Raw genomic sequence first — 23,116 nt, 5'->3', positions numbered from 1 at the left:
AACCTTTACAAGTCTAACTTTATTTCATTTTAAATTCAACTTTTCTATATATAAAATCAATAAAAAAGCTATAAATAAACAGTAAATGTAAGCGAAATCAAGCATGTGTGACCTCAGTGATCCAGACTCCATTTTACAGTCCGAAAACAAACTTTACTCCCCTTTAACTTTTGAAAAGATAGGTTTATTATATAGACATCACCAAGAGGTGCTGAACCACATAAGCAACAAACAAGCATCAATCAGGTGATAGTCTCATTTCCGTATTAGTAGTTAAGATCTACAGGAAGGGAGCAGGATTCCGTTGGAAAATGTTAGCGAAGTATACTAGAATCGATAACACGTAAGAAAAGCGTCAGTGAAAACGTTTTTCGTGAGATCGTGGGTATACGGGAAATCATTAGCGACATGAGTATGGATGGAAGCCGGATCGATTTAATGAAGTTCTCCAAAACTTGAAGATTGGAGGAACGGATATCGCTATCTCCTTTACGTAAAGTTTGGAGGTAAGGCGAACAAAGTATTACAGTAATTATCAAATAAGTATAACAATTAGTACAAACGATTATTGAAATGGTGAAGACCTAATAATCGGCAACATGGAAAATATGAAAGTATGTGCCATGTCACGCAGGAGGATTGTTTCAGGAGGAAAAAGTTAATTGTATATTCAAAATAACACGTAAAACCCCACACTCTTGATATTCAAGGATGCGGGGTTTTATGTGTTGTGTAGCTGTTTATTTCGGAATAGCTACTGTTTTATCTTTATTTGCTTCTGCTCAGCTTAGATTAAAGATGCGTTTTAATGCTTCTGCACCTTGCAGTACGCCTGCTTTAGCTTTATCAATTTGAGGCATACTCATAAATCCATGAATCATACCTTCGTAACACATATATTCTACAGCTACACCTTTTTCTTGCAACTTTTTGGCATAGGCTGCTCCACCATCTCGCAAAGGATCGTATTCAGCAGTGATAATCATCGCTGGTGGCAAATCGCTCAAGTCTTCATATAATATCGGTGCCGCGTATACATGCTGACTTTCTTCTTCTGTATTAAAGTAATGTTTGCGGAACCACTCCATCATATCGGCTGTTAACAAATACCCTTTTTGATTATCACGATACGAATCCGTTTCTTTCTCATTCCCAACAGAAGGATAGTATAACAATTGATATTGAATAGCAGGTACTCCGCCTCTTTGCTTCGCAATAATACAAGCGACAGTAGCCAGATTACCTCCTGCACTATCTCCACCTACTGCAATCTGCATCGGATCTATCTGAAATTCTGCTGCATGTTCTGTCAGATACACTAATGCATCATAAGCATCCCATACAGCGGTCGGAAATTTATATTCAGGCGCTAAGCGGTAATCGACAGAAATCACAGTACAACTGGATTCGTGAGCAATCTGGCGACACATCTCATCATGAGAATCCAGACTTCCTACAACCCATCCACCACCATGATAAAAGACAAGCGCTGGACGCGGTCCTTCCTCTGCGGTTGGTCGATAGATCCGAATAGCAATATCTCGATCTTTTAAAGGAATCGTTTGATCTTTTATTTCAAAAAGTTCTGTTTTATTTGTCGCAAACGGTAACGTCATCATCTTTTCCATATCACGATAATCTGATGGAGAAATAGTCTCAAAGGGAGGCATCTGAAATTGATTAATCATATTCAATAATTGTTGAATTTGCGGATCGACAGGCATAATGAATTACATCCTTTCTTTCGCTCGTTATAGTAGACCTATGCTCAAAGATTGATTCCCCAACTACAGCGATAATGAAACCTTTATCCTCGATACTGCAATCTATGTAAAAAAAGCCAGACCACCTTGTAAAGTGATCTGGCCCACATCCAAAAACATTTTTCGATAGCTTACGATCATGGAGACAATATTTCGATTCCAACATCAATAAGTCGAATATCATTGAGTAATTGCACTTCAATTTTGGCTCTACCTTTACGTTTATCAATTTTACGTATAATCGCTTCTTTTCCCATAAGAGGACCTGAGATCACCTGAACATTTTCATCCAATACCATAATATCAGAATAACCAATAATATGATTTTGTCCAAACAGTTGAAGTAACCAATTCATTTGATTTTCAGGAATTTTGGTAAAGTACTCTTTCGTATTCGCTGTAGTACAAGAAGAACTACCTACTAAATAGTACACATGAGGCGTTGTTTTGATCGAATGATACACATCTTGAATCATATGCGTTTTTACAAAAATATAACCCGGAAATAATACTTTCACTTCATCTTTGACAATACCTTGACGTTTCTCAGGTATTATCCTTTTGGGTATCATGCATTTGAGTTGCTTGTCGTCATAATGTCGGTCTATGTGCTTTTTAATATAGTCTTCTTTACCGGTTTGGACGAAAAATGTATACCAACTCATAATGCCTCCTCAATAAAATGAATTTTAAATCAGAACATTAATTACATATTAAACCATTTTTATTATACAAAAGTAAATAAAAATAAGAAAGGGTTTCATTTCAATTGGTTAGTAGTCATTTTTTATGCAAAAAAAAGAACCTATGTACTTTGTCCAAGTTCCACAGGTAAGTTTTTTAGGCTATAAATATTGCTATAGGCAACATCAATTTGATAATTAGGACTTACTTTCATGTTGGGATACTTTTGTATCAGAGCAGTCAACGCTGCTTTTACCTCAATGCGAGCTAATTGAGATCCCAAACAAACATGGATTCCTTTGCCGAATGAAAGATGTTTATTATTGCGTCGATTAGGAATAAATAATTCTGCTTGTTCAAAATGATCTTCGTCCCGGTTCGCTGATCCGATCCAATTTGCGATATAATCACCGGCTTTTAGCGATTTTCCGCCGATTACTGTATTTTGTGATACTTTACGAATTGTACGTTGAACCGGCGCACGATAGCGCAATACTTCTTCCACTGTGGTTGGAATAAGTTCTGGTTGTGTATGCAATGTCCCGAACAAATTGTTTTGATCGAGAGAATAAATCGAGTTAGTGATCAGACTGGTTGTAGTTTCATTACCTGCAATCAGCAAAAAGACACAACTACCCATCAATTCTTCAGGAGATAGCCTGTATCCATTTTCTTCTGCTTGAATAAGATCCGAAATAATATCTTGTTCTGGTTGAGCACGCTTGACCTCTATAATATGCTGGAAATAAACGATTAATTGCTTACTGGCTTCTGCTTGAATCTGTGCAATACGCATATATTCCTCAATCGTATTATCTTGTGGAGCTACAGTAAGTGTACTCACCCATGCTCTAAACTTCTCAAGATCTTCTGTAGGAATACCAAGCAATTCTGAAATAATAATCATCGGCAGAGGGAAAGCAAAATCTTGCACGATATCGATATGCTGTTTACCATCAATAGCATTCATCAATTCAGCGATAATTTGATCGATTTTGGGAATCCAGGACATCACAGCTTTTGGTGTGAATGCTCGATTAATCAATGCCCGGTTAAGTGTATGCTTGGGTTGATCGAGTCCCATTAATGAATCTTTGATAATATCTGGCAGTAAAACAGCATTTGAGAAATAATCTTTGTCTTCAGCGACCCTTTTCACATCGTCATACTTAAATACATTCCATACATCTTGTCCTTCATCATAATATACCGGTTCATTTTGTCGCATTTGTTGATACCATGCAAAAGGTTCGTATTTCTCTTCATTAGTTGTAAAACCAGACACTTGAGTTAAGTCAGGAAAATACTCTCTTGTTTTGTTCTCCATTACAATTCCTCCTAAAAGTCTTTTATTTTATACATACTCACTATGTCTTAATACTGTTGGAACGTCTGCTTCATCACTTTTTCTTCTAATGAAATTCGGTTAATTAATGTAATAAGATGCAAAATAAATAAAGGAATAAAGACTACCCATGCTTGAGAAATCAGAGCAAAACCAATCAGTTCTGGAATAATATTCATATAGTAATTAGGATGACGTACATGCTTGAATAATGGGCTTTCAACAAGTTTATGATCTTTAGCAATGTACAACTTGAATGTCCAAAAAGGGCTAAGTGTACGAATAACATACATCAGTGTAACCAAAGAGAATAAGTACACAAGCAGTCCAACAATCGTAAGCCAGCTAAACTGAACATCATATACAAAAGCATAGACGATACATCCTAAATAGATTAATCCTTGTATGACAATCAGTAGTTTACTGTTATTCATGCCGTACTCTACTCCACCATTGGCTTTGATTTGTTTCTCATTACGTGCAGATATCATTGCAGACGGAACACGAATCATACATAGCAAAATTAAAATAATACCGATCATCATTACAAACATCTCCTCTTATTTTCGTATGGGGTTACTTTCTGTGAAGCAAATACAATCAATACATTTAAAAGAAAAATCAACAAATACCCCGGTTCTCTGCATCACCTCCTTTACAGGGTACCGTAGGCTATAGAATCATTTATAAGATTGTAGAAGACACTGCATTAGGAACATCATTCGGTGTATAAATAGATTGAACAGCTGTTGTAATCTCTTGAAGCGATGTGGGTTCAGATAACATCACAAAATGATTAGTTGCATCAATATCTACCATCTGAAGATCTGGTAATATTGTTTTCCATGTCTGCCAGTAATCTGTAGGATTTATGCTATTATCGTCTACCAAAATACCGTTCTGATTACGGAAATAATAACTACGAATAGATTGCGGATTCAGTAAAGGTAATGGCTTATACTGATCTAATTCATACGCTTGTTCTAAGCGAGAACAAGTCTCTATAAATTTTTCTTTGGAAGCAGTAGACCCATTCGGATAAAGCATTTGCCATAGATCTGGATGATCCGCTTTCCATTGAACATGTGAATCATCAGGATAGAAAGAATCAATCATAATGATTGAAGATACTTCTTGCTCCATAGTCTGCAATATACGAGCAATCTCATACGTTAATACTCCTCCTAATGAATATCCTCCTATATCGTATGGCCCTTCAGGTTGAATATCCCGAATAATACGTGTGTAATAAGCAGCCATAGCATAAATACTTTGCAAAGGTGGCTCATCATTAGAATAGCCTTTAGCCTGAATACCATAAAATGGTCGGTTCAGTTGATTGGCTAGATCTATATAAGCTTCAACACCACCTGTACCGCCATGAATCCAAAAAATAGGCTGTCCTACAGTCACTGCATTTAAATGAATCAACTCAGAATAGGCAATAGAATCCGAATGAGTATTCATATGGCTATGATCAGTAGGCAGAGCAGTTATTAACTCTTCGATCGTATCGCACTCCATAATATCTTCTAATTGAATCGATTCATCAATCTGACTCTGTAATCGTTGTAACATTTGTAAAATAAGAATAGAGTTCATACCATAACGATCTAAAGGTACATCTGCTTGTATAGATGTATCTTTTATTCCTAGCAAATCAGCCAAAATAGTAGTAATTTGCTGTTGTATAGACAGAGTAGAATTCACTTCAACTCTTGGTGGTACTGACTCTACATTCAGAGGTTCTTCTGCTTCTTTTTGATTCTGTAATGTACCTGTGTGTTCATTTTGTAACTCAATTCCTCTTAGATAAGAAGATGATACATTCACCCAATATTTCTCTTTGGAAAAAGGATACGTAGGTAAGCTTAATCGTTGTGGTTGAGCGTCTGCATACCAGGCGTTCCAATTCACATCAAGCCCCTTCGTCCACACGTCAAGCAGTTTATGATATTTAGAGCGTTGTATCCATTTATACACAGCTTCAGACAATTCTTCATCTGCTTTGAACAAAGAAATAAATGATTTGTGTGCTGAAGCATCGCCCTCGTATACATTTTCTATTGGATGTTCAGATGCTACATAAGACTGAAGCTTTTCTTTTAATTCATCGATTGAACTCACTACACATCCGAATCGTATCTCAAATGCTTCTCTTCCTACTTGAAGTGTATAAGCAATATCAGGTAGCTGATCGTCTGTATAGTCATTGTGTTGAAGGACTTGTATCCACTGCTGAATCTGTGCTTGCAAGCGTTCTTTGGTCACAGCAGATAATAAGAACACTACAGGATGATGTGAAGGTTCATTTTGATTATGATGTGGAGACATCTCAGGAGTGTATTCTTCAAGTACTACATGAGCATTCGAACCTCCAAAACCAAAAGAACTTATTCCTGCACGGCGTGGTATCTCTTGTCCATTCTCATCTCTAAGCCGTTGCCAATCTTGAGTTGCATTCACAATATAAAAAGGGCTATTTTCCAAATGGATATACGGATTCACAGTTTCGGCATGAAGACTTTTGACCAGCTTTTGATGCTTCATTTGTAATAACACTTTGATGACTCCAGCGATCCCTGCTGCCATTTCCAAATGTCCAATATTGGTTTTGACCGAACCGATGCCACAATAACCGATAGAATGATCAAGCCCTGTAGATTCTTCACCTGAAGTCTGAAAAGCTGATTTTAACGTGTTGATTTCTATCGGATCGCCTAGAGGTGTTCCTGTGCCATGCGTTTCAATAAAACTAATCGTGTCCGGTGAAATACCTGATCTTGCAAATGCTGTTTTTAACAAAGCAGTTTGTGCTTTGGGATTAGGTGCTGTCAGAGAACCAGCTTTGCCTCCATGATTCTCATAACTACCTCGAATAACGCCATAAATATGATCTCCATCTGCTTCGGCATCTGTTAACTTTTTCAAAAAGATCATGCCTACACCTTCTCCGCGTGCATACCCGTCTGCTTGAGCAGAAAATGTTTTGCAACGTCCATCTGAACTAAGCATGCCTGCTTTATTCAGACTAATATGTGCATCGAGTGACAAGATGGTATTAACGCCCCCTGTTACAGCCGTATCACAATCACCGCTACGAATAGCATTCACCGCTCTGTGAATAGCGACTAATGAACTGGAACACGCTGTCTCAATCGGTTGGCTCGGTCCATGTACATTTAAAAAATGACTCATCCGATTTGGCCCCACTGAAGGTACATTGGCTGTAATCGAGTACGCTTCTACATTTTCATTAGCTTGTGCCATCATCACGTTATAGCCACTGCTACCTGTTCCCACAAATATACCTAACTGTGTACCAGCTAAGCTTGAAGCGGCATATCCAGCATCTTCAATTGCTTTCCAGACATACATCATCAATAGCCGTTGCTGTGGATCCATATGCACGGCTTCACGAGGAGAAATACCAAAAAATAAAGGATCAAATTCATCAATCCCTTCGATAAATCCTCCCCATTTGATATTGGTTTTGTAGTTATTTTGATTAGGATCACCAAAGTGCTTTTTCCAGTCCCAGCGATTAGAAGGAATCTCACTAATACAGTCTTTCCCAGATACAAGATTGTCCCAAAACTGATCTAGATCTTCTGCTTGCGGGAACCTCGCACTCATACCGATAATAGCAATAGGTTCTTGATGATCTACAGATGAAGAAGCTGGAACAGAACTAACTGGTTGTTGATTTGAATTCACTTTTGGTTTGGACGATACTTTTGGGTTGGGCGATGTTAATAAGTTAGAGCTATTGGACTTCGCTGAACGATGATGCTGTTCTACCCTATCCTTAAAGAAATGTTTTATTTCTGTACTATATTGATCTATCAAAAATGCTGTAATTTGTTGAATCGTGGTTTGTTCGAAAAAGTGAGCTGGTGTTAGATCGGTCTGTAACTGATGATTGAATTGATCGGCTAATTGTGTAAATAAAATCGAATCAAATCCATACTCACTCAACTCCACATCATTCTCTATATCTATCAATTGAACTTTGAGTATTTTGGCAGCTGTAGTCTTTATCCATGTACTCACATGTTCTTCAACTATTGATAAAGAATCTGTTGAACTATGCTCTTCAATAGGTTGTTCATGTAAAGAAGATATAGCTACTTCTTCCAAAGGTACTTGTGGTTCAGCAGATATTTGTTGCTCGGTCGCTAAGATAGAAGGCTCAATGTCTGGAACCCAATATCGATTTTTTCTAAATGGATACGTAGGCGCATGAATAAATTGACCACTTTGATTTTGATATAATATCGTCCAATCGATTTTGGCTCCTTGTGTCCATGCAGTAGCTAGTGTATTCCATTCCTGTTGGGCTACGAGTTGTGATATGAATAGAACACGATCTGCTTGCTCAGCAGGTAGAATCAATGTCTGCTGAGGATGATCGATATTCGTTTGTTGTCTAAAAGCATGTAATTGTTGCTTGAGATCAGCTATATCTACAATGTTAAATGCAACACGAGCTTTCATTTCAGTACGTCCTAATTGAAATGTATATGCCAAGTTGCGCAAGTTTAACGATTCGTCCGCAGTGTGTACAAAATCTAGTAACTTTTGCGCATAGACTTGCAGTCGTTCTTCAGTCTGAGCAGATAACGGAATAATAATCGCTGGTTGTTGATCATTTATACTGTGTTGCTGCTTCATGAGTGCAGGTACAGGAACATACTCTTCTACGATAAGATGAGCATTACTTCCGTTAGCTCCAAATGAACTAATTCCTGCACGTAATGGAATTTCACTTGTAACTCCACCGTTCGTGATTGTAGGTCGCTCCCACACTTTTCCTTGATGTTGTACATAAAAAGACGTTGATCCAAAAGGAATAAGTGGATTCAACGGTTTGGCATGAAGAGAAGGAAAAATTTCTTTGTGCTTCAATTGCAATAATAATTTGGTCAATCCTGCGATCCCTGCGGCAGCTTCTAAATGCCCTATATTGGACTTGAGCGAACCAATAGCGCAAAATTGTTGCTCAGTACTACCTGCTTGACGAAAAGCGCGTTCTAACGCTTGTAATTCTATCGGATCTCCTAAAGAAGTTCCTGTACCATGAGTCTCGATATAGCTTAATGTAGACGGATCGATATGCGCGCTTGCCAGTGCATTTAATATCACTTCTGATTGTGCAACTGGATCAGGAACCGTAGCACCGGATGTTCTTCCTGAATGATTAAGAGCTGAACCTTTGATAACAGCATAAATAGGATAACCTTGCTTTTGAGCTTCAGCTACAGAAGTCATCAGCACTGCACCTACGCCTTCTCCGGGAACATATCCATCGCCATCTTTCCCAAAGCTTCTACACTTTCCTTCTGAAGATAAAAATTGCGCTTCTTTCAAAAATACATACTTATGAGGATGAGTTACCAAATTCACTCCACCAGCTACAGCATAATGACATTCGCCACGTTTGATACTTTCACAAGCAAGATGAACAGCAGTAAGTGACGATGAACACATACTGTCCAGAGCCATTGAAGGTCCGTGAAAATTCAAATGATACGATACCATATTCGCTATAGAAGCTGCATTGGTTCCAAAAGCAGAAGGCTGTCCTTGCTGTGACATCTCTGCACTATACAACTCATAATGATTCCAGAATACTCCTGCAAATACGCCTACACTTCGACTACTGGAAGCTGAATAATCATGTTGATTCCGATGTACAGCAAATCCTGCATCTTCACATGCTTCCCATACCGTCTGCAAAAACAATCGGGCTTGCGGATCCATTCGTTCGGCTTGATAAGGAGAAATATTAAAAAATAAAGGATCAAAATCATCTATACGATCTACAAAACTACCGTAACGATAATAATCTTCTACAGCATACGCATTATGATTAGAAGCCCAGCGATGTTCTGGAATCGACGTAATTGAATCTTTTCCTGCTTTTAAATTTTCATATAATTGGTCGATCGTATTGGCATCTGGATAGCGCCCTGCTACACCAATAATAGCGATGTCTGTTAGGTTGTCTGTCTGACTCTCTTTTGTAGTTAGATGTTGCTTTTGCGAGAATACAGGAGACTGAGCTAGATTGTCTCGCATATGATAACGAATTTGCTCAGATTCACCATATAATACAGTCCATTGAGGTGAATCCGACTTCATAATCAGATCAAGCGTATTCATACCTACATCTGTTGGTAAAGGGATCATTCCTCCAGACTTATACATGAATTGACGATGAGTATCACTGACCTGCATACCACCTTGCTCCCATAATTGCCAGTTGATTGTATACGTGCTTCCGGAACGTTGTCCTTGTTTTACTTTGAGCGCACGTTCTAACACCAGTTGATCTATATATCCATTCGCTACTGCATAATCAGATTGCCCGATATTGCCTACTACAGCAGATAGAGAAGAGAAAACAACAAAAAAATCAAGAGCTTGTTGAGATAGCACTTGATCTAAATAAGTAAATCCTTGAATTTTAGGTTGCAGCGTCTGATGAAGTTCAGTGATTGATTTCTGAATCAATAACTTATCTTGAATCACACCTGCACAATAGAATACGCCATTAATAGTAGCGTATTCCGCCAGAATCAGATCAACCATTTTTTCGACTTCTTCATGTTTGGTGATATCTGTCTGGATATATATCGCTTCAGATCCCTTAGCGCGCAGTGATTCTAACTGTACAGATAATGAATGACTTAAAGGAGATCTGCCTGTTAGAACAAGCACTGTATCCGTATGATCTGCAATATGCTTGGCTAACTCATATCCCAGACCGCCCATCCCACCAATAATCAGGTAGACACCGCCATTACGAAAAGAATGCTGAGTAGTAATGTCATTGTTAGCGTTAGCATGTAACAACGTAACTTCTTTTAACGTTTTGATATGGCGTTCTAATCTATGCCCTTGATAATGAATACTGATTGATGGAATTATAGAAGCCTGCTGAAATTCCTGATCTAATCGCTGTACAATATGGTCTGCATCCGATACATCTGCCACATCCAACAAAATAAGTTGACTTTGAATCAAAGGATATTCTTGAGCAATTGTTTTAAACAATCCTTCTAATCCCCAAATCGTTCCCGTAGTATCCTCATTATCCGCAATCACCTGAACGAAAGTCGGCGTGTGTCGATTGGTTTGTACATATTGTTGCATGAATGTAAATACCTGTTCGATCAGAGAAGGTAGATAGTCTATCGTATGCTGCTTATCGTGTTGAAGTGCAACGATATGCTCTATTTGGGAATGAGCTGATAATACTTTTTTCCACTCTGGAGATGGAGTATACAAAATAACGATTCGATCTATAGCATTGCTTACCGTTGGAAGCGATTCTGAGATCGAAGTTTCTTCCCATACAGGTTCATAGATAACTGCTGTACTTTCAACTGGATCTATCGTGTCTGTTAATACTGAACGGTCTGCTAACGACTGAGACTGAGAAAGAGTTTGCAGAAAAGTATCCTGCCAGTGATCATTCAAATATGCTGCTAATGTAGCCACAGTAGAATATTCAAATAACAACGTTGGATATAATTCGATTTGGAGATACTGTTCTAAAAAAGTAACCAATTCTAGTAACTTAATCGAATCTAATCCTAATTCATAAAAACCCGTTTCAAGATCAATATGATTAGAGTCAATCATCAAAATATCCGCTAATTGCAACTGTAAAAATTGTTCTATTTGTTTGAGTGGAGATTCTGATGTATGGCTATCTAGAGTAGTTGCCTTTTCCACTTTGGATGGAATAGTAGCAACAGAACCAGATGATTCGTTCACTAATCCCGTAATTAATTGAGATTCTCGAATTCGTTTGGCAGTAAGATTTTGAAATGATGCAAGAAGAACACCTTCATGATCATAGATGGAAATATCACGCTTAATAATGTCTGCATCTGCAACAAGGTCTTCTTTGGTTCTTACGGTATGAGTATAAATTTGCTCGGGAAAAGAACGATAAATGGTAAATCGCTCAATCATAAATGGGATATACGGTTTGAATCCTTCCATTGACTTCTCGTTACCCTGTGCATCCCAACGGAACGATGTCCCAGCAAAGGTAGAACCATCTAACAAAGCGACATGGGCATAAAATTTATTCATATATGGAGTAGCTACAGGGCTAATATGCAAATGCATCCATTCATTATCATCTTGTTGATATACAGTGCCAGAATTTTTCATAAAATCATAATGATGAATATCCGAATCGCGCGCTAACCCATATACTTTATCCATATCCCATTGACTCACTACCTGTTTATCTAGAAAAGGCATAGATACCTGTGTTCTAGCACTCTGATTCGTAGTTATAGGATGAAGAGAACATTCCATATTAACCACTTTATCGTTCTCTTTTATATTATCGTTAGCATGGTAAACTTTGCGACTGGATACGACTACATCTGTATAGTGATCATAATTTGTAAAAGATACCCAAATTTCAATATCGAACTGTTCTGACGTGACGATAGGTTGCTTGAATATTACATTATGCAATTCTATAGCTTGAGTTCCTAATGCATGAGAACTGAGACGATAGATCATATCAAGTAGCACCACGCCAGGAAGTGTACAGATTTGATGCACTCTATGATCTTGTACAAAATAATCAGTATGTTTTAGCTTCTGCAAAAAGGTTTCGGTACGAGATGCTATAGCCATCCCTATTCACTCCCTTCGCCAACTTTAATCACATCAAAAAAATCAGATGGTGCTTCTGAAGATATCACTCCAGATGTTGCATAATCTTGGGGTTCTGTAGGCCAGTATCGTTGACGATTAAATCCAACATTAGAATACAATAAAGGCAATTGACGACGATAAGAAGCAGGAATCCCTTCATTACTTACAAGAATATGAGCATTATTACCGCCTAATCCAAATGCACTAATACCGGCACGCAAGACTCCTTGTGTATGATTCCACTTCTGATGCTGTTGCACAATATAAAATGGTGATTGCTCAAATCGAAATCTTGGATTAGGTACTTCACAGTGAATCGTAGGTGGTAACTCTTCGTGCACAAGAGACAGCAACACTTTGATAAAGCTAGCCACTCCTGCTGCACTTAATAAGTGACCGATATTGCTTTTCACACTACCTACTCCGCAAAATTGTTGACGATCTGTTACACCTGAAAAAACGCTGGTTAATGCTTTTAATTCAATCGGATCGCCAATCAATGTACCTGTACCATGAGTCTCTATATAACTAATCGTCGAAGGATCGATATCTGCATTCTGAACTGCTTTGTATACCAATTCTTTCTGCGCTTCTGGATTAGGTGTTGTGATTCCCATCGTATTGCCATCATTATTCAAAGCACTTCCATCAATCACGCCGTAGATACGATCTTGATCTGCAATCGCTTGATCTAGCGGCTTGAGTATCACAACTCCGCATCCTTCTCCCAAGCCTATACCATCTGCATCTGCACTAAATGTTTTACAGCGTGAATCTGTCGATAATACATTAGCTGATCCTAACGTTTCAAAAGGGACTTCATCTAGCAAAATATCAACACCACCTGCAAAAGCCAATTCACACTCTCCATTTTGAATACTTTGTACAGCGAGATGAATCGCTGTAAGTGAACTAGAACAAGCAGTATCTACAACTAGATTAGGACCTTTCAAATTATAAAAATGCGCTAAATGTGCAGCGATAAAATTTTGCCCTATACCGACAATCGTATCTTTCGCTGTACGATCGACTTTAGAAGAATAGTTACTGGTACGTGATCCTACAAATACACCTGTTTGTGTATTTGATAATTGCTGTTTGGTATATCCTGCATCTGTAGCCGCTTCGACACTCACTTCTAAAAGTTGTCGTTGTAACGGATCAATCTGCACAGCCAAGGATTCACTGATACCAAAATAAGCAGGATCAAATTGTTCGATATGTGGTAAAAAAGCTCCATATCGAACATGAGTTGTCGAATCATATGAAGCGATTCTATTGGATTGTTGATGCTGACGAGAAGATGGTGCTTTTTGAATACTATCTTTGCCTGATTTTAAATTATTCCAAAATTGCAAAGGATCATTGGCATCAGGAAAATGGCATCCTATACCAATCACAGCAATCTTCTGCTTCGGCTCTCGTTGTTTCTCAGACATAGGCGTATACATATCCTGAGCCTTTTCAATAATAGTTGGTGATGGACTTGCGATTGGCTCTGTAGTTGTATCATTTGTGAATAATGTAACTAATTCCAATGGATACGTGTACACCAATTGTTCTGCTAATTGTTGAATTGTAGGATACTCTAACATCATGGTTGGATCTACAGCAGTTCCTTGTAATGTTCGATCTAATGTTGTAATAATTTGTGCTAGTAAAATAGAATCGATTCCGTATTCAGCAAATGGCGTATGATCATCTAATCGTCCAACTTCTACTTTCAATTCCTCTGCAATCAGCTTTCTTAACCAATCCAAAGTCATATGGTGTAATTCTTCTGACTCTGGCATAGCGATTGATGCTGCTGATGTGTAAGCAGATTTGACGTTTTGCTCTGCTATCAACTTGTCAGAGAATAGAGACGGTTGATATTTCATCCATATCGATGGTTGCGCAATCTCTTGATGGATAACAGCAGGCAATATGACGCTATCTTTGGATGAGTTCATAATACAATCAAGCAACTGTAATCCTTCTGTATTGGTCATACTGAGTAATCCTGTTTGCTCATAAGGCTTACTTTTCACTTCGCCAAATCCAGTTTCTTTCCAGCTAGGCCACTGAATACTGTATATCGGATACGAATCTGTAGAAGCTTCAGCAAAATAATCCATATAAGCATTTGCCATAGCATAATCACTTTGTCCTACAGCCAGTGATGGGATCGTCGCAGCGACTGACGAGAATAATACCCAGAATTGCAAAGGTTCTTGTTGCAAGCACTGATGCAAAGTATGCAATCCTTTTATTTTAGGATTCATCACAGATTCAACTGATTCTGCCTTTTTGCGAATAAAAGCTGGATTGATCTGATCCGCTGTGCCTGCACAATGAATAACACCGCTTATCGAACCTAACTCCGAATGGACTTCATCAATCACTTTCTGCACTTCTTGCACAGAGGTTATATCTACAGAAGTCACATAGATCTGTACACCTTGTTTTTCTAGTTGGACAATCGATTTTATTTTTTCTGCGGTTATTGAAGTTTGATGATCATATAAATGCCATTCTTTTCTTGGCGGTAATACTTCTTGACCGCTTAATACAAGCTTCTTCACTCCATATTGAGCTACAAAATGTTGAGCACATAACATCCCCAACCCTCTGGTTCCTCCAGTGATCCAAAGGACTTGTTCTGGATCAAATGAACGTTGTTGAGCGGGGGTAGTATTAAAATCAGGCATATTCTCTACAAGTCCGAGATAAGCTACCCAACGCTGATCGGATCGATAGCACACTTCCACATCTGGAAAATCAAATAACAGCTCTTGCATAATCGCAAAAGCTGTCCTTTCTTCTGATGCATGCAGATCAAAATCAATATGTTTTGAACGTACATGAGCATATTCATGTTGTAACATCCGATACAGTCCTACACGTTCTGCTCCTTGAAGATGTACAGATGTATTCTGAAAAACCTCTAACCCTTTTGTTACCTGCAATAACGTGAGTGGTGTTTTTTGGTTGATCTCAATCCAACGTTGTAACCATTGCAACCAGCCTTTGTGTAAAGTGTAGCGTATGTTACTGTTACTATCACTCGTATTATCGCTTGTCCATGCAGTCAGATCAATAAAGCTTGCAATCGATTTTATTTGCTCCTCTGTACTCTCCAATTGATGTGCCAGATCGTCTTTATCCCAGATCAACAAATTCGGGATCATAGCAGACAAATGCTTTTCTAAACTTTCTGTTTTGTTATTCATTAAAATGACTACACGTCTATCAGCAGGTAAAGTAAGCTCGGTATTGAATGATTCCGTTATAGCACTCATTTGCCAATGCTTTTTATATATAATTGATGTTCGGTCAGATTGTTGTTGTGCTTTTGGCAATGATGTCGATAGATTAGAGCTTGCAGACATCAGATGATCTGGAGCCCAATATCTTTCTTTGGAAAACGGATATACAGGTAAAGAAATACGCTGTGGCTGGCTATCGCTATAAAGTGATTTCCAATCGACTGTTAGACCTTTTACCCATAATTCTAATAGTTGATTATACTGACGATGATTGAGCCATGAAGCAATCATATTTTCAAATCCACGATCTGAAGACAGCATAGACAACATTTCTTTATGCGCTTTCGTATGTCCTCGATAGAACTGGTATGAATGAGGTTGTGTAGTTGGTTGTAGATACGATTTCAACTTCTCTTTCATATCCGATAACGAATGCGTCACAAAGGCTAACCGTTCTTCCATCGCTTCTCTACCGACCTGTAAAGTATAAGCAATCTGTTGTAAAGGATATGCTGAACGATCCGTTGCTAGCGTCTCTAATAATTGTTGTGCTTGTATACGCAATTGTGCTTCTGTTTTGGCAGATAATACAATTAGTACCGGATCATTTTCAGATAAATCAGTAGACGTTGTAATCGCTGGTTCTACTGTATATTCTTCAATAATCAGATGAGCATTCGAACCACCAGCGCCAAAAGAAGACAACCCTGCTCTTCTAGGTATTTCTTTCTTTTTACCATGTTCTTCAAGTAAAGGGCGTTGCCATTGTGATAATTCTTTTTGAACAACAAACGGAATATGATCAAAATCGATATTCGGATTCGATGGATCTGCATGCAATGAAGGCACAAGTTGTTGATGCTTCATTTGTAATAGAATTTTAGTTAATCCTGCGATACCAGCGGCACTCTCGCAATGTCCAATATTAGACTTCACTGAACCTATAGCGCAGAAATGCTTATCTGCTGTATTTTGCTGGTAGACAGCATTTAATCCAGCTATTTCGATAGGATCACCTAAAGATGTTCCTGTGCCATGCGCTTCTACATAGCTAATCGTTCTCGGCTCTACGCCTGCCCGTTGAAATGCTTGCTGAATCACTTGAGACTGAGCAACAGGATTGGGAACCGTATAACCATTGGTTTTGCCACCATGATTGATTGCTGAACCTTTAATAACTCCATAAATATGATCACCATCTGCCTGAGCAACAGATAAAGGTTTGAGTACAACAGCTCCTACACCTTCGCCAGGCACATAACCATCACCATTTGCACCAAAGCTTTCACATCTTCCTTGACTCGACAGAAATCCACCCTGATTTAGCATGTGATACTTGTTAGGATGAACAGAAATATTGACTCCACCTGCTATCGCGGTCGAACATTCTTGAGTAATCAGACTTTGACAAGCCAAATGAATCGCTGTTAGTGAAGAAGAACACATCGTATCTACAGCCATACTCGGCCCATTAAAGTTACAGAAATACGATACACGATTTGCAATCGATGCTGGATTTCCACTAAGTGCTACAGAACTCTGGCTTAATGCTTGCGCTTGTGCTCCATACAATTGGTACTCTTCATACATAACACCTACATAGACACCCACTTGATGATTTTCATTCGAGTCTGTAGAAGCACCCAGTGTCTGTCGGGTATAACCTGCATCTTCAATCGCTTGATAGACCGTTTGTAAAAACAATCGTTCTTGCGGGTCCATCATCTCTGCTTCTTTAGGTGAAATATTAAAAAATAGTGGATCAAATTGCTCTACTCCATCTATAAATCCGCCCTGATTTCTATTCTGCGATGATGTAGCATCTAGCGAATCATTATTCCAACGACTTGAAGGAATATCTGTAATACAGTCTATTCCTTGTTTTAGATTTTCCCAGTATTGATCTACATGATCAGCTTGAGGATAGCGACCAGATAATCCGATAATAGCAATATCTGTTTCATGCTTTTCTACAGGTTGATGAGTATGATAAGCAAATTTGAAGCGAGAATGAATACCAGGTAACTGTGCTTGTATTGCTTTCTTTGGTTGATTAGTAGATAAATGTTCTGCTTTAGCAATAGAAGGTGAAGATTTTTGAGCTGTATTGATATTAAATTGCTTATCCAAAATATCAAAGTGTGCTTTGATAAAATAAGTTGTTAATGCTGATAATGTCTGATATTCGAATAATAGTGTTTTGGATAATCGTCCAAATGTCTGCTCTAATTGTTCTGTGAATTGTAATGTTGTAATTGAATCGATACCGTACTTCTCCATTGGAGCATTGGCTTCAATGTGGTCTACCGGCAACTTGAGAATAGTAGATAGTGTTTGTTTCAAATACATCATTGTTGCCGATTGTAGACTGTTCGATTGTTCATGAACGTCAACAGATTGAGGTTCAGGTAGATTTACACCCTTTTGATCTGCTATTTTATTGGTGTCTGCTTGTGATGAGATAGTGATTCCAGATTCAATCCAATTTGTTAATTGCCGAATAGTAGTATATTCCACAAACGTTAAGGCTGTTAATTGCAATTGAAAGTGCTGATTCAATTGATGGGATAAATCTGCTAACATTGTCTGGTCAAAACCGTATTCAGACCATTCTGTTTCTGTATCCAATTCAGAAGCATCTACTTTGAGAATAGTAGCCATGATGTGTAGTATTTCTTTTTCTACTTTATGATCTGTTAGCGTTGGGACTGCATTCGTTCTTGATAACAATATGGATGATAACTGAGCTTGATCGCCATATAAAGTAATGATTTGAGATTGATTGGATGCCATACCTGCATAAAAAAGTTGCAATCCAGTCACTGTAGGCAATGGTCTCATACCTGTCGTACGATACAGAAACTGTGCTGTATCCTTATCGATATGCATTCCACCTTCTACCCATAGACCCCAATTAAAACTCACTGTCTGACCGGAACGTTCTCCAGCTAATACTTGCTTATGGCGATCGATAGCGTATTGATCCATAAAAGCATTTGCTGTGGCATAATCTGCTTGACCTGCATTCCCAAACGCACTAGCAACCGACGAGAATAATACAAAAAAGTCTAATGGTATAGACTGAGTAGCTACGTCCAAATGGACTGTACCTGTTACTTTTGGAGATAACACTTGATTGAATTCTTCGGTTGTTTTCTTAATGATAAAATTATCTTGAGTCATACCAGCACTATGAATAATGCCGTTTAATGATCCATATTGTTGAGTAATCCATTCTATTAATTGGGTTACATCTTCCTGTTGTGTCAGATCAAGTTGTTTGTATAACACAATCGCTTCTTTTGATCGTAATGAATAAAGAATAGATTCATCTACATTGTCTGCTCGACCTGTTAAAATAACAATCGGTTGCTCCACTTGCTGTATAATTTCTTTTGCAAAAACCATGCCTAAGCCACCTGTACCGCCGGTAATCAAATAAACTCCACCATTTTTCCATAGGGAGTGAGTAGTCTTTATTGGTATTATGATCTGTTCGTAATCAGACTGAATATAGCGTTGTTGAGATTCATAGCGAATCTGTTGATCTGTACTATACTGATTTTCTTGTAATTGTGTAATGATTTGAGCATTTGTTAGATAAGATTGCGTTTCTATCATTTGAATAGTTATATTAGGATTTTCTAGTGTGACTGTTTTGAGTAATGCTATAAGAGCAGTAGGCGATTTTTGAGACTTTTGATGAACAGTGACCATTTGAATAAACACGCGATCTTCTTTATACCTTTGCAAAATACGCTTTATTTCTTCAAATGCTTGTGTAGCCAATCGGGTAAATCGTTGATCGATCGAAAGGTTTGATTTATCAATATGTGCTAGATGAGCTGGTAATAACGAAATGCACTGTGCATTAGGAAAATGTTCTTTCACTTGTTGTTCTAGTGCCAGATCAGGTTCGCACAGCATGATGATATGCTGATCATATTTACGATGTTGAGCAACTAATGGATTGGTCACTGCTTTTTCTTCCCACTTGGGAGAAAGTAAGATTGCTTTTTCATTACGAATCGCTTTACTTGTTAAGCTTTGTAATCTTACACAAAGAAGACCTGTCTGATCTATTAGATCTATATTTAATTTCGATATAGAAGATTGAGCTACTTCATCTTGATAGACATGTGCCCACATTGTTGATGTTGTCGGATGATAGATATCAATTTGTTCCAAAGCAAACGGTAAAGAGGTTTCTTGCTCTTGAGATCGTTCTTCTCTACCTAACCATATTCCAATAGAAGCTTGCAAAGCACCGTCTACTATCGCAGGATGAAGGACATAATCCTGGCTATTTACTTGCAGTTCTTCTGATAAGTGGAGCTGAGCTAACCATTCATTTGAACCTGCATATAGATGATGAATCGTTTGGTGACGATCTCCATAATTCATATTCAGTTGACGATAAGCTTCATAACATGTGTTTGCAGTAAATTCTTTTGTATTACATGTTGCTTTGATCTGGTGTATATCTAGTAAAGGTTGTTCTATCTTGACATCTTCAATAATAGCGATGCCTTCACAATGAATAATAGGTTCGGCTAGATCATCAGATTTCGTGTATATTTCATAATGAATAGCATTTTCTTGCTCTGGAAATAAAACAATGTGTACAGCAGTAGATTCTTGTTCAATTACAAGTGGATGTTTCCAAACGGTTTGTTGCAAAGATATCGATTGTCCTTGTACTGGTGTCCCTGTAAGAGCTTGTTCCACAGCCGCTCTAGCCATTTCTAAATACGTTACTGCTGGTAAAAGATGTTCATCTCCTATGCGATGATCTGCTATAAAAAATTCATCACCTTCAAAAACAGTTGTATATTTTTGTACATTTATATTTGAAGTATTCGTATGAACTAAAGGATGAAGAATAGATTGAGAATGAAACTTCGGTTCTATTTCTAATGCGTGCGTTTCTTCCACTTCGGGAACCCAGTAACGATCACGAGCAAAAGGATACGTAGGTAAGCTGATTTTTTGAAATGTACCAGCTGAATATACATTATCCCAATTCAATTCGATTCCATTCACCCATAATTCAAGCAATTTAGAATATTTTCTTTTCTCTATCCATTGCTGAATAGTAGCTGTCATATCTTCATCTGTAGATAAAAAAGGCAATGCAGGCAGATCATTTTGAACTTTGCCGTAGTATACAGATGAAGGTATATCATCAGATTCGATATACTCTTGAAGCTGACTAATAAGATTCGTTACCGAAGAAGCCACGATGCCTAATCGAATATCCATCGCTTCTCTACCTGTACATAACGTATATGCTATATCAGCCAAATCTTGATCAGTATACGTGTGTTCTGTTAGGTGATGAATGAAGTGAAGAACGACTTGTTTTAATCTTTCTTCATTTTTGGCAGATAATATCATCATCACAGGTTGCACAGGTACAGCTAATTGCTTGGCTACGATTGGAGACATATATTCTTGGATCACTATATGCGCATTAGATCCACCTGCACCGAATGAAGACACACCAGCAGTCAAAGGAACTTCGGTCATTACATGATCTATAGCGATCACAGGACGTTGCCATTCACTTAATTGATGTTGAACTGTAAAAGGCGTTTTTGCAAAGTCGATATTAGGATTAGCTGGTTGTGAATGAATAGAAGGAGCTAGTTTCTGATGCTTCATTTGCAATAACACTTTGGTTATACCTGCAATCCCTGCTGCACTTTCACAATGTCCAATATTGGATTTGGCAGAACCGATCGCACAAAATGACCGATCAGATGTGTAGCGATCAAACATTTTGGTAAGACCTGCAATCTCAATCGGATCTCCTAACGATGTGCCTGTACCATGAGCTTCGATATAACTAATACTTCTAGGATCGATAGCTGATTCTTGGATTGCTTGGTCAATGACTTCTGCTTGTTGATTAGGATTAGGAACCGTATAGCCGTTAGTTTTGCCTCCATGATTGATCGCTGTTCCTTTAATCACTCCATAAATGTGATCGCCATCGGCTATAGCTTGGGCTAACGGCTTGAGGATCGCTGCTCCTACGCCTTCACCGGGAACATATCCGTCTCCACCTTCGCCAAAACTTTCACATCTTCCTTTGCTAGATAAAAAGTGCCCCTGTGTTAGCATGACATATTTATTAGGATGAACAGAGACATTAACTCCACCTGCTATCGCTACTTCACATTCTTGCTTTTGCAGACTCTGGCATGCGAGATGAATCGCTGTTAATGATGAAGAACACATCGTATCCACAACCATACTTGGCCCATGAAAATTAAAGTAATACGATACCCGATTCGCAATTGATGCAGGATTACCATTTAAGGCAAAAGGTTCGTTATAAATTTTTTGAGATTCTACTCCATACAATTGATATTCTTGATACATTACTCCGACATATACGCCTACTTTGTTGACTTTTGACTGCGCTGTTGATCGGACTAAATTAGCACGAGTATATCCAGCGTCTTCTATAGCAGTATATACACTTTCTAGAAATAGTCGTTCTTGCGGATCAATCCGTTCCGCTTCTCTCGGAGAAATATTAAAAAAGAGTGCATCAAAACGATCCACTCCTTCTATAAATCCGCCCCATTTTCCAGAAACTGTCGCATCATTAGTAGAACGTTTCATCTCTGTGTGCACTTTGTAATTCCATCGTTCTTGAGGAATCTCAGTAATGCAGTCTTTGCCGTTTTTAAGATTTTCCCAATACTGTGAAATGTTTTCGGCTTCAGGATAACGACCTGCTAATCCAATAATAGCAATATCTAATGCTTGTGAAGATGAAGATTCTGTTGCAGTTGTAGAATCATTAGCAGGTTCAGCTATGCGATTAAGATTAGCAGAACCTTTTGAAGACCTTGTATTTCTCATGTTTCTTTGTGTTGTCGACGCATTAAGTGATTGTTTTGGCTGGGGTTGTATCTGTGTATGTTGTTCTTTGCCAGTACCCAAAAGTTCAACCAATTGCTTACGATGTGATTTCAAAAAGTATTCTGTTAATTCTTCTAGATTATGATATTCAAAAAATAGTGTTTTGGACAATGAACCAAAAACAGTTTCCAACTGATCTGTTAATTTCATAACCATGATAGAGTCTATTCCATATTTTTCGAGCGGTGCATCGGCTTCAATCTGTCGTTCAGGCATCATTAACACCGAAGATAATAACTTTTTGAGGTACTGAACAGCTTGATCTTGAAGCTCATTATCGTTTAGCGCATTTTCATCGATAGAATATTCGATAGGTGGTGTAGAAGATTCCGTCTTTGTAGAAAGTAATTGCTGTAATCGCTTAGCACCTTCTACCTTATCCATCTTTCCTTGTTCAATCTGGCTGTATAGATGTGATAATGACTCATTCAATAGTAACACCTCATTTC

The 23,116-nt window shown here is 38.2% G+C and carries 5 protein-coding genes and 3 pseudogenes; all 8 read right to left on the bottom strand.

Annotated elements, in window-relative coordinates; translation table 11 throughout:
- Window positions 1-782: 782 nt before the first annotated feature.
- Window positions 783-1,724: an alpha/beta hydrolase gene (locus tag QCD85_RS08215; RefSeq protein WP_301262254.1), complete on the bottom strand. Its 942-nt coding sequence runs from the start codon at window positions 1,722-1,724 to the stop codon at window positions 783-785.
- Window positions 1,725-1,900: 176 nt separating this feature from the next.
- Window positions 1,901-2,428, bottom strand: coding sequence for an antiterminator LoaP (loaP, locus tag QCD85_RS08210; protein WP_301262253.1), 528 nt, complete (start codon window positions 2,426-2,428; stop codon window positions 1,901-1,903).
- A 140-nt stretch (window positions 2,429-2,568) separates the two neighbouring features.
- A complete protein-coding gene (locus QCD85_RS08205; RefSeq protein WP_301262252.1) occupies window positions 2,569-3,774 on the bottom strand; it encodes a cytochrome P450 in 1,206 nt (401 codons plus the stop codon).
- Window positions 3,775-3,821: 47 nt separating this feature from the next.
- The gene (locus tag QCD85_RS08200) at window positions 3,822-4,337 is read right to left on the bottom strand and encodes an isoprenylcysteine carboxylmethyltransferase family protein (protein WP_301262251.1); all 516 of its coding nucleotides are present in this window, start codon (window positions 4,335-4,337) and stop codon (window positions 3,822-3,824) included.
- A 139-nt stretch (window positions 4,338-4,476) separates the two neighbouring features.
- Window positions 4,477-5,466, bottom strand: a pseudogene (locus QCD85_RS24015) (thioesterase domain-containing protein); the annotation flags it as partial.
- Window positions 5,467-5,874: 408 nt separating this feature from the next.
- A pseudogene (locus QCD85_RS24010) lies at window positions 5,875-7,449 on the bottom strand (type I polyketide synthase); the annotation flags it as partial.
- A gap of 201 nt (window positions 7,450-7,650) precedes the next feature.
- Window positions 7,651-12,462: pseudogene (locus tag QCD85_RS24005) on the bottom strand (SDR family NAD(P)-dependent oxidoreductase); the annotation flags it as partial.
- A 2-nt stretch (window positions 12,463-12,464) separates the two neighbouring features.
- Window positions 12,465-23,099: an SDR family NAD(P)-dependent oxidoreductase gene (locus QCD85_RS08190; RefSeq protein WP_301262249.1), complete on the bottom strand. Its 10,635-nt coding sequence runs from the start codon at window positions 23,097-23,099 to the stop codon at window positions 12,465-12,467.
- Window positions 23,100-23,116 lie beyond the last annotated feature (17 nt).

The sequence above is a fragment of the Paenibacillus sp. PsM32 genome, assembly GCF_030433815.1.
In the GTDB taxonomy this organism is placed as follows: Bacteria; Bacillota; Bacilli; order Paenibacillales; family Paenibacillaceae; genus Saccharibacillus; species Saccharibacillus kyungheensis.
The sequence above is the reverse complement of the archived record's forward strand: the minus strand, read 5'-3'. Positions and strand labels throughout refer to the sequence as shown.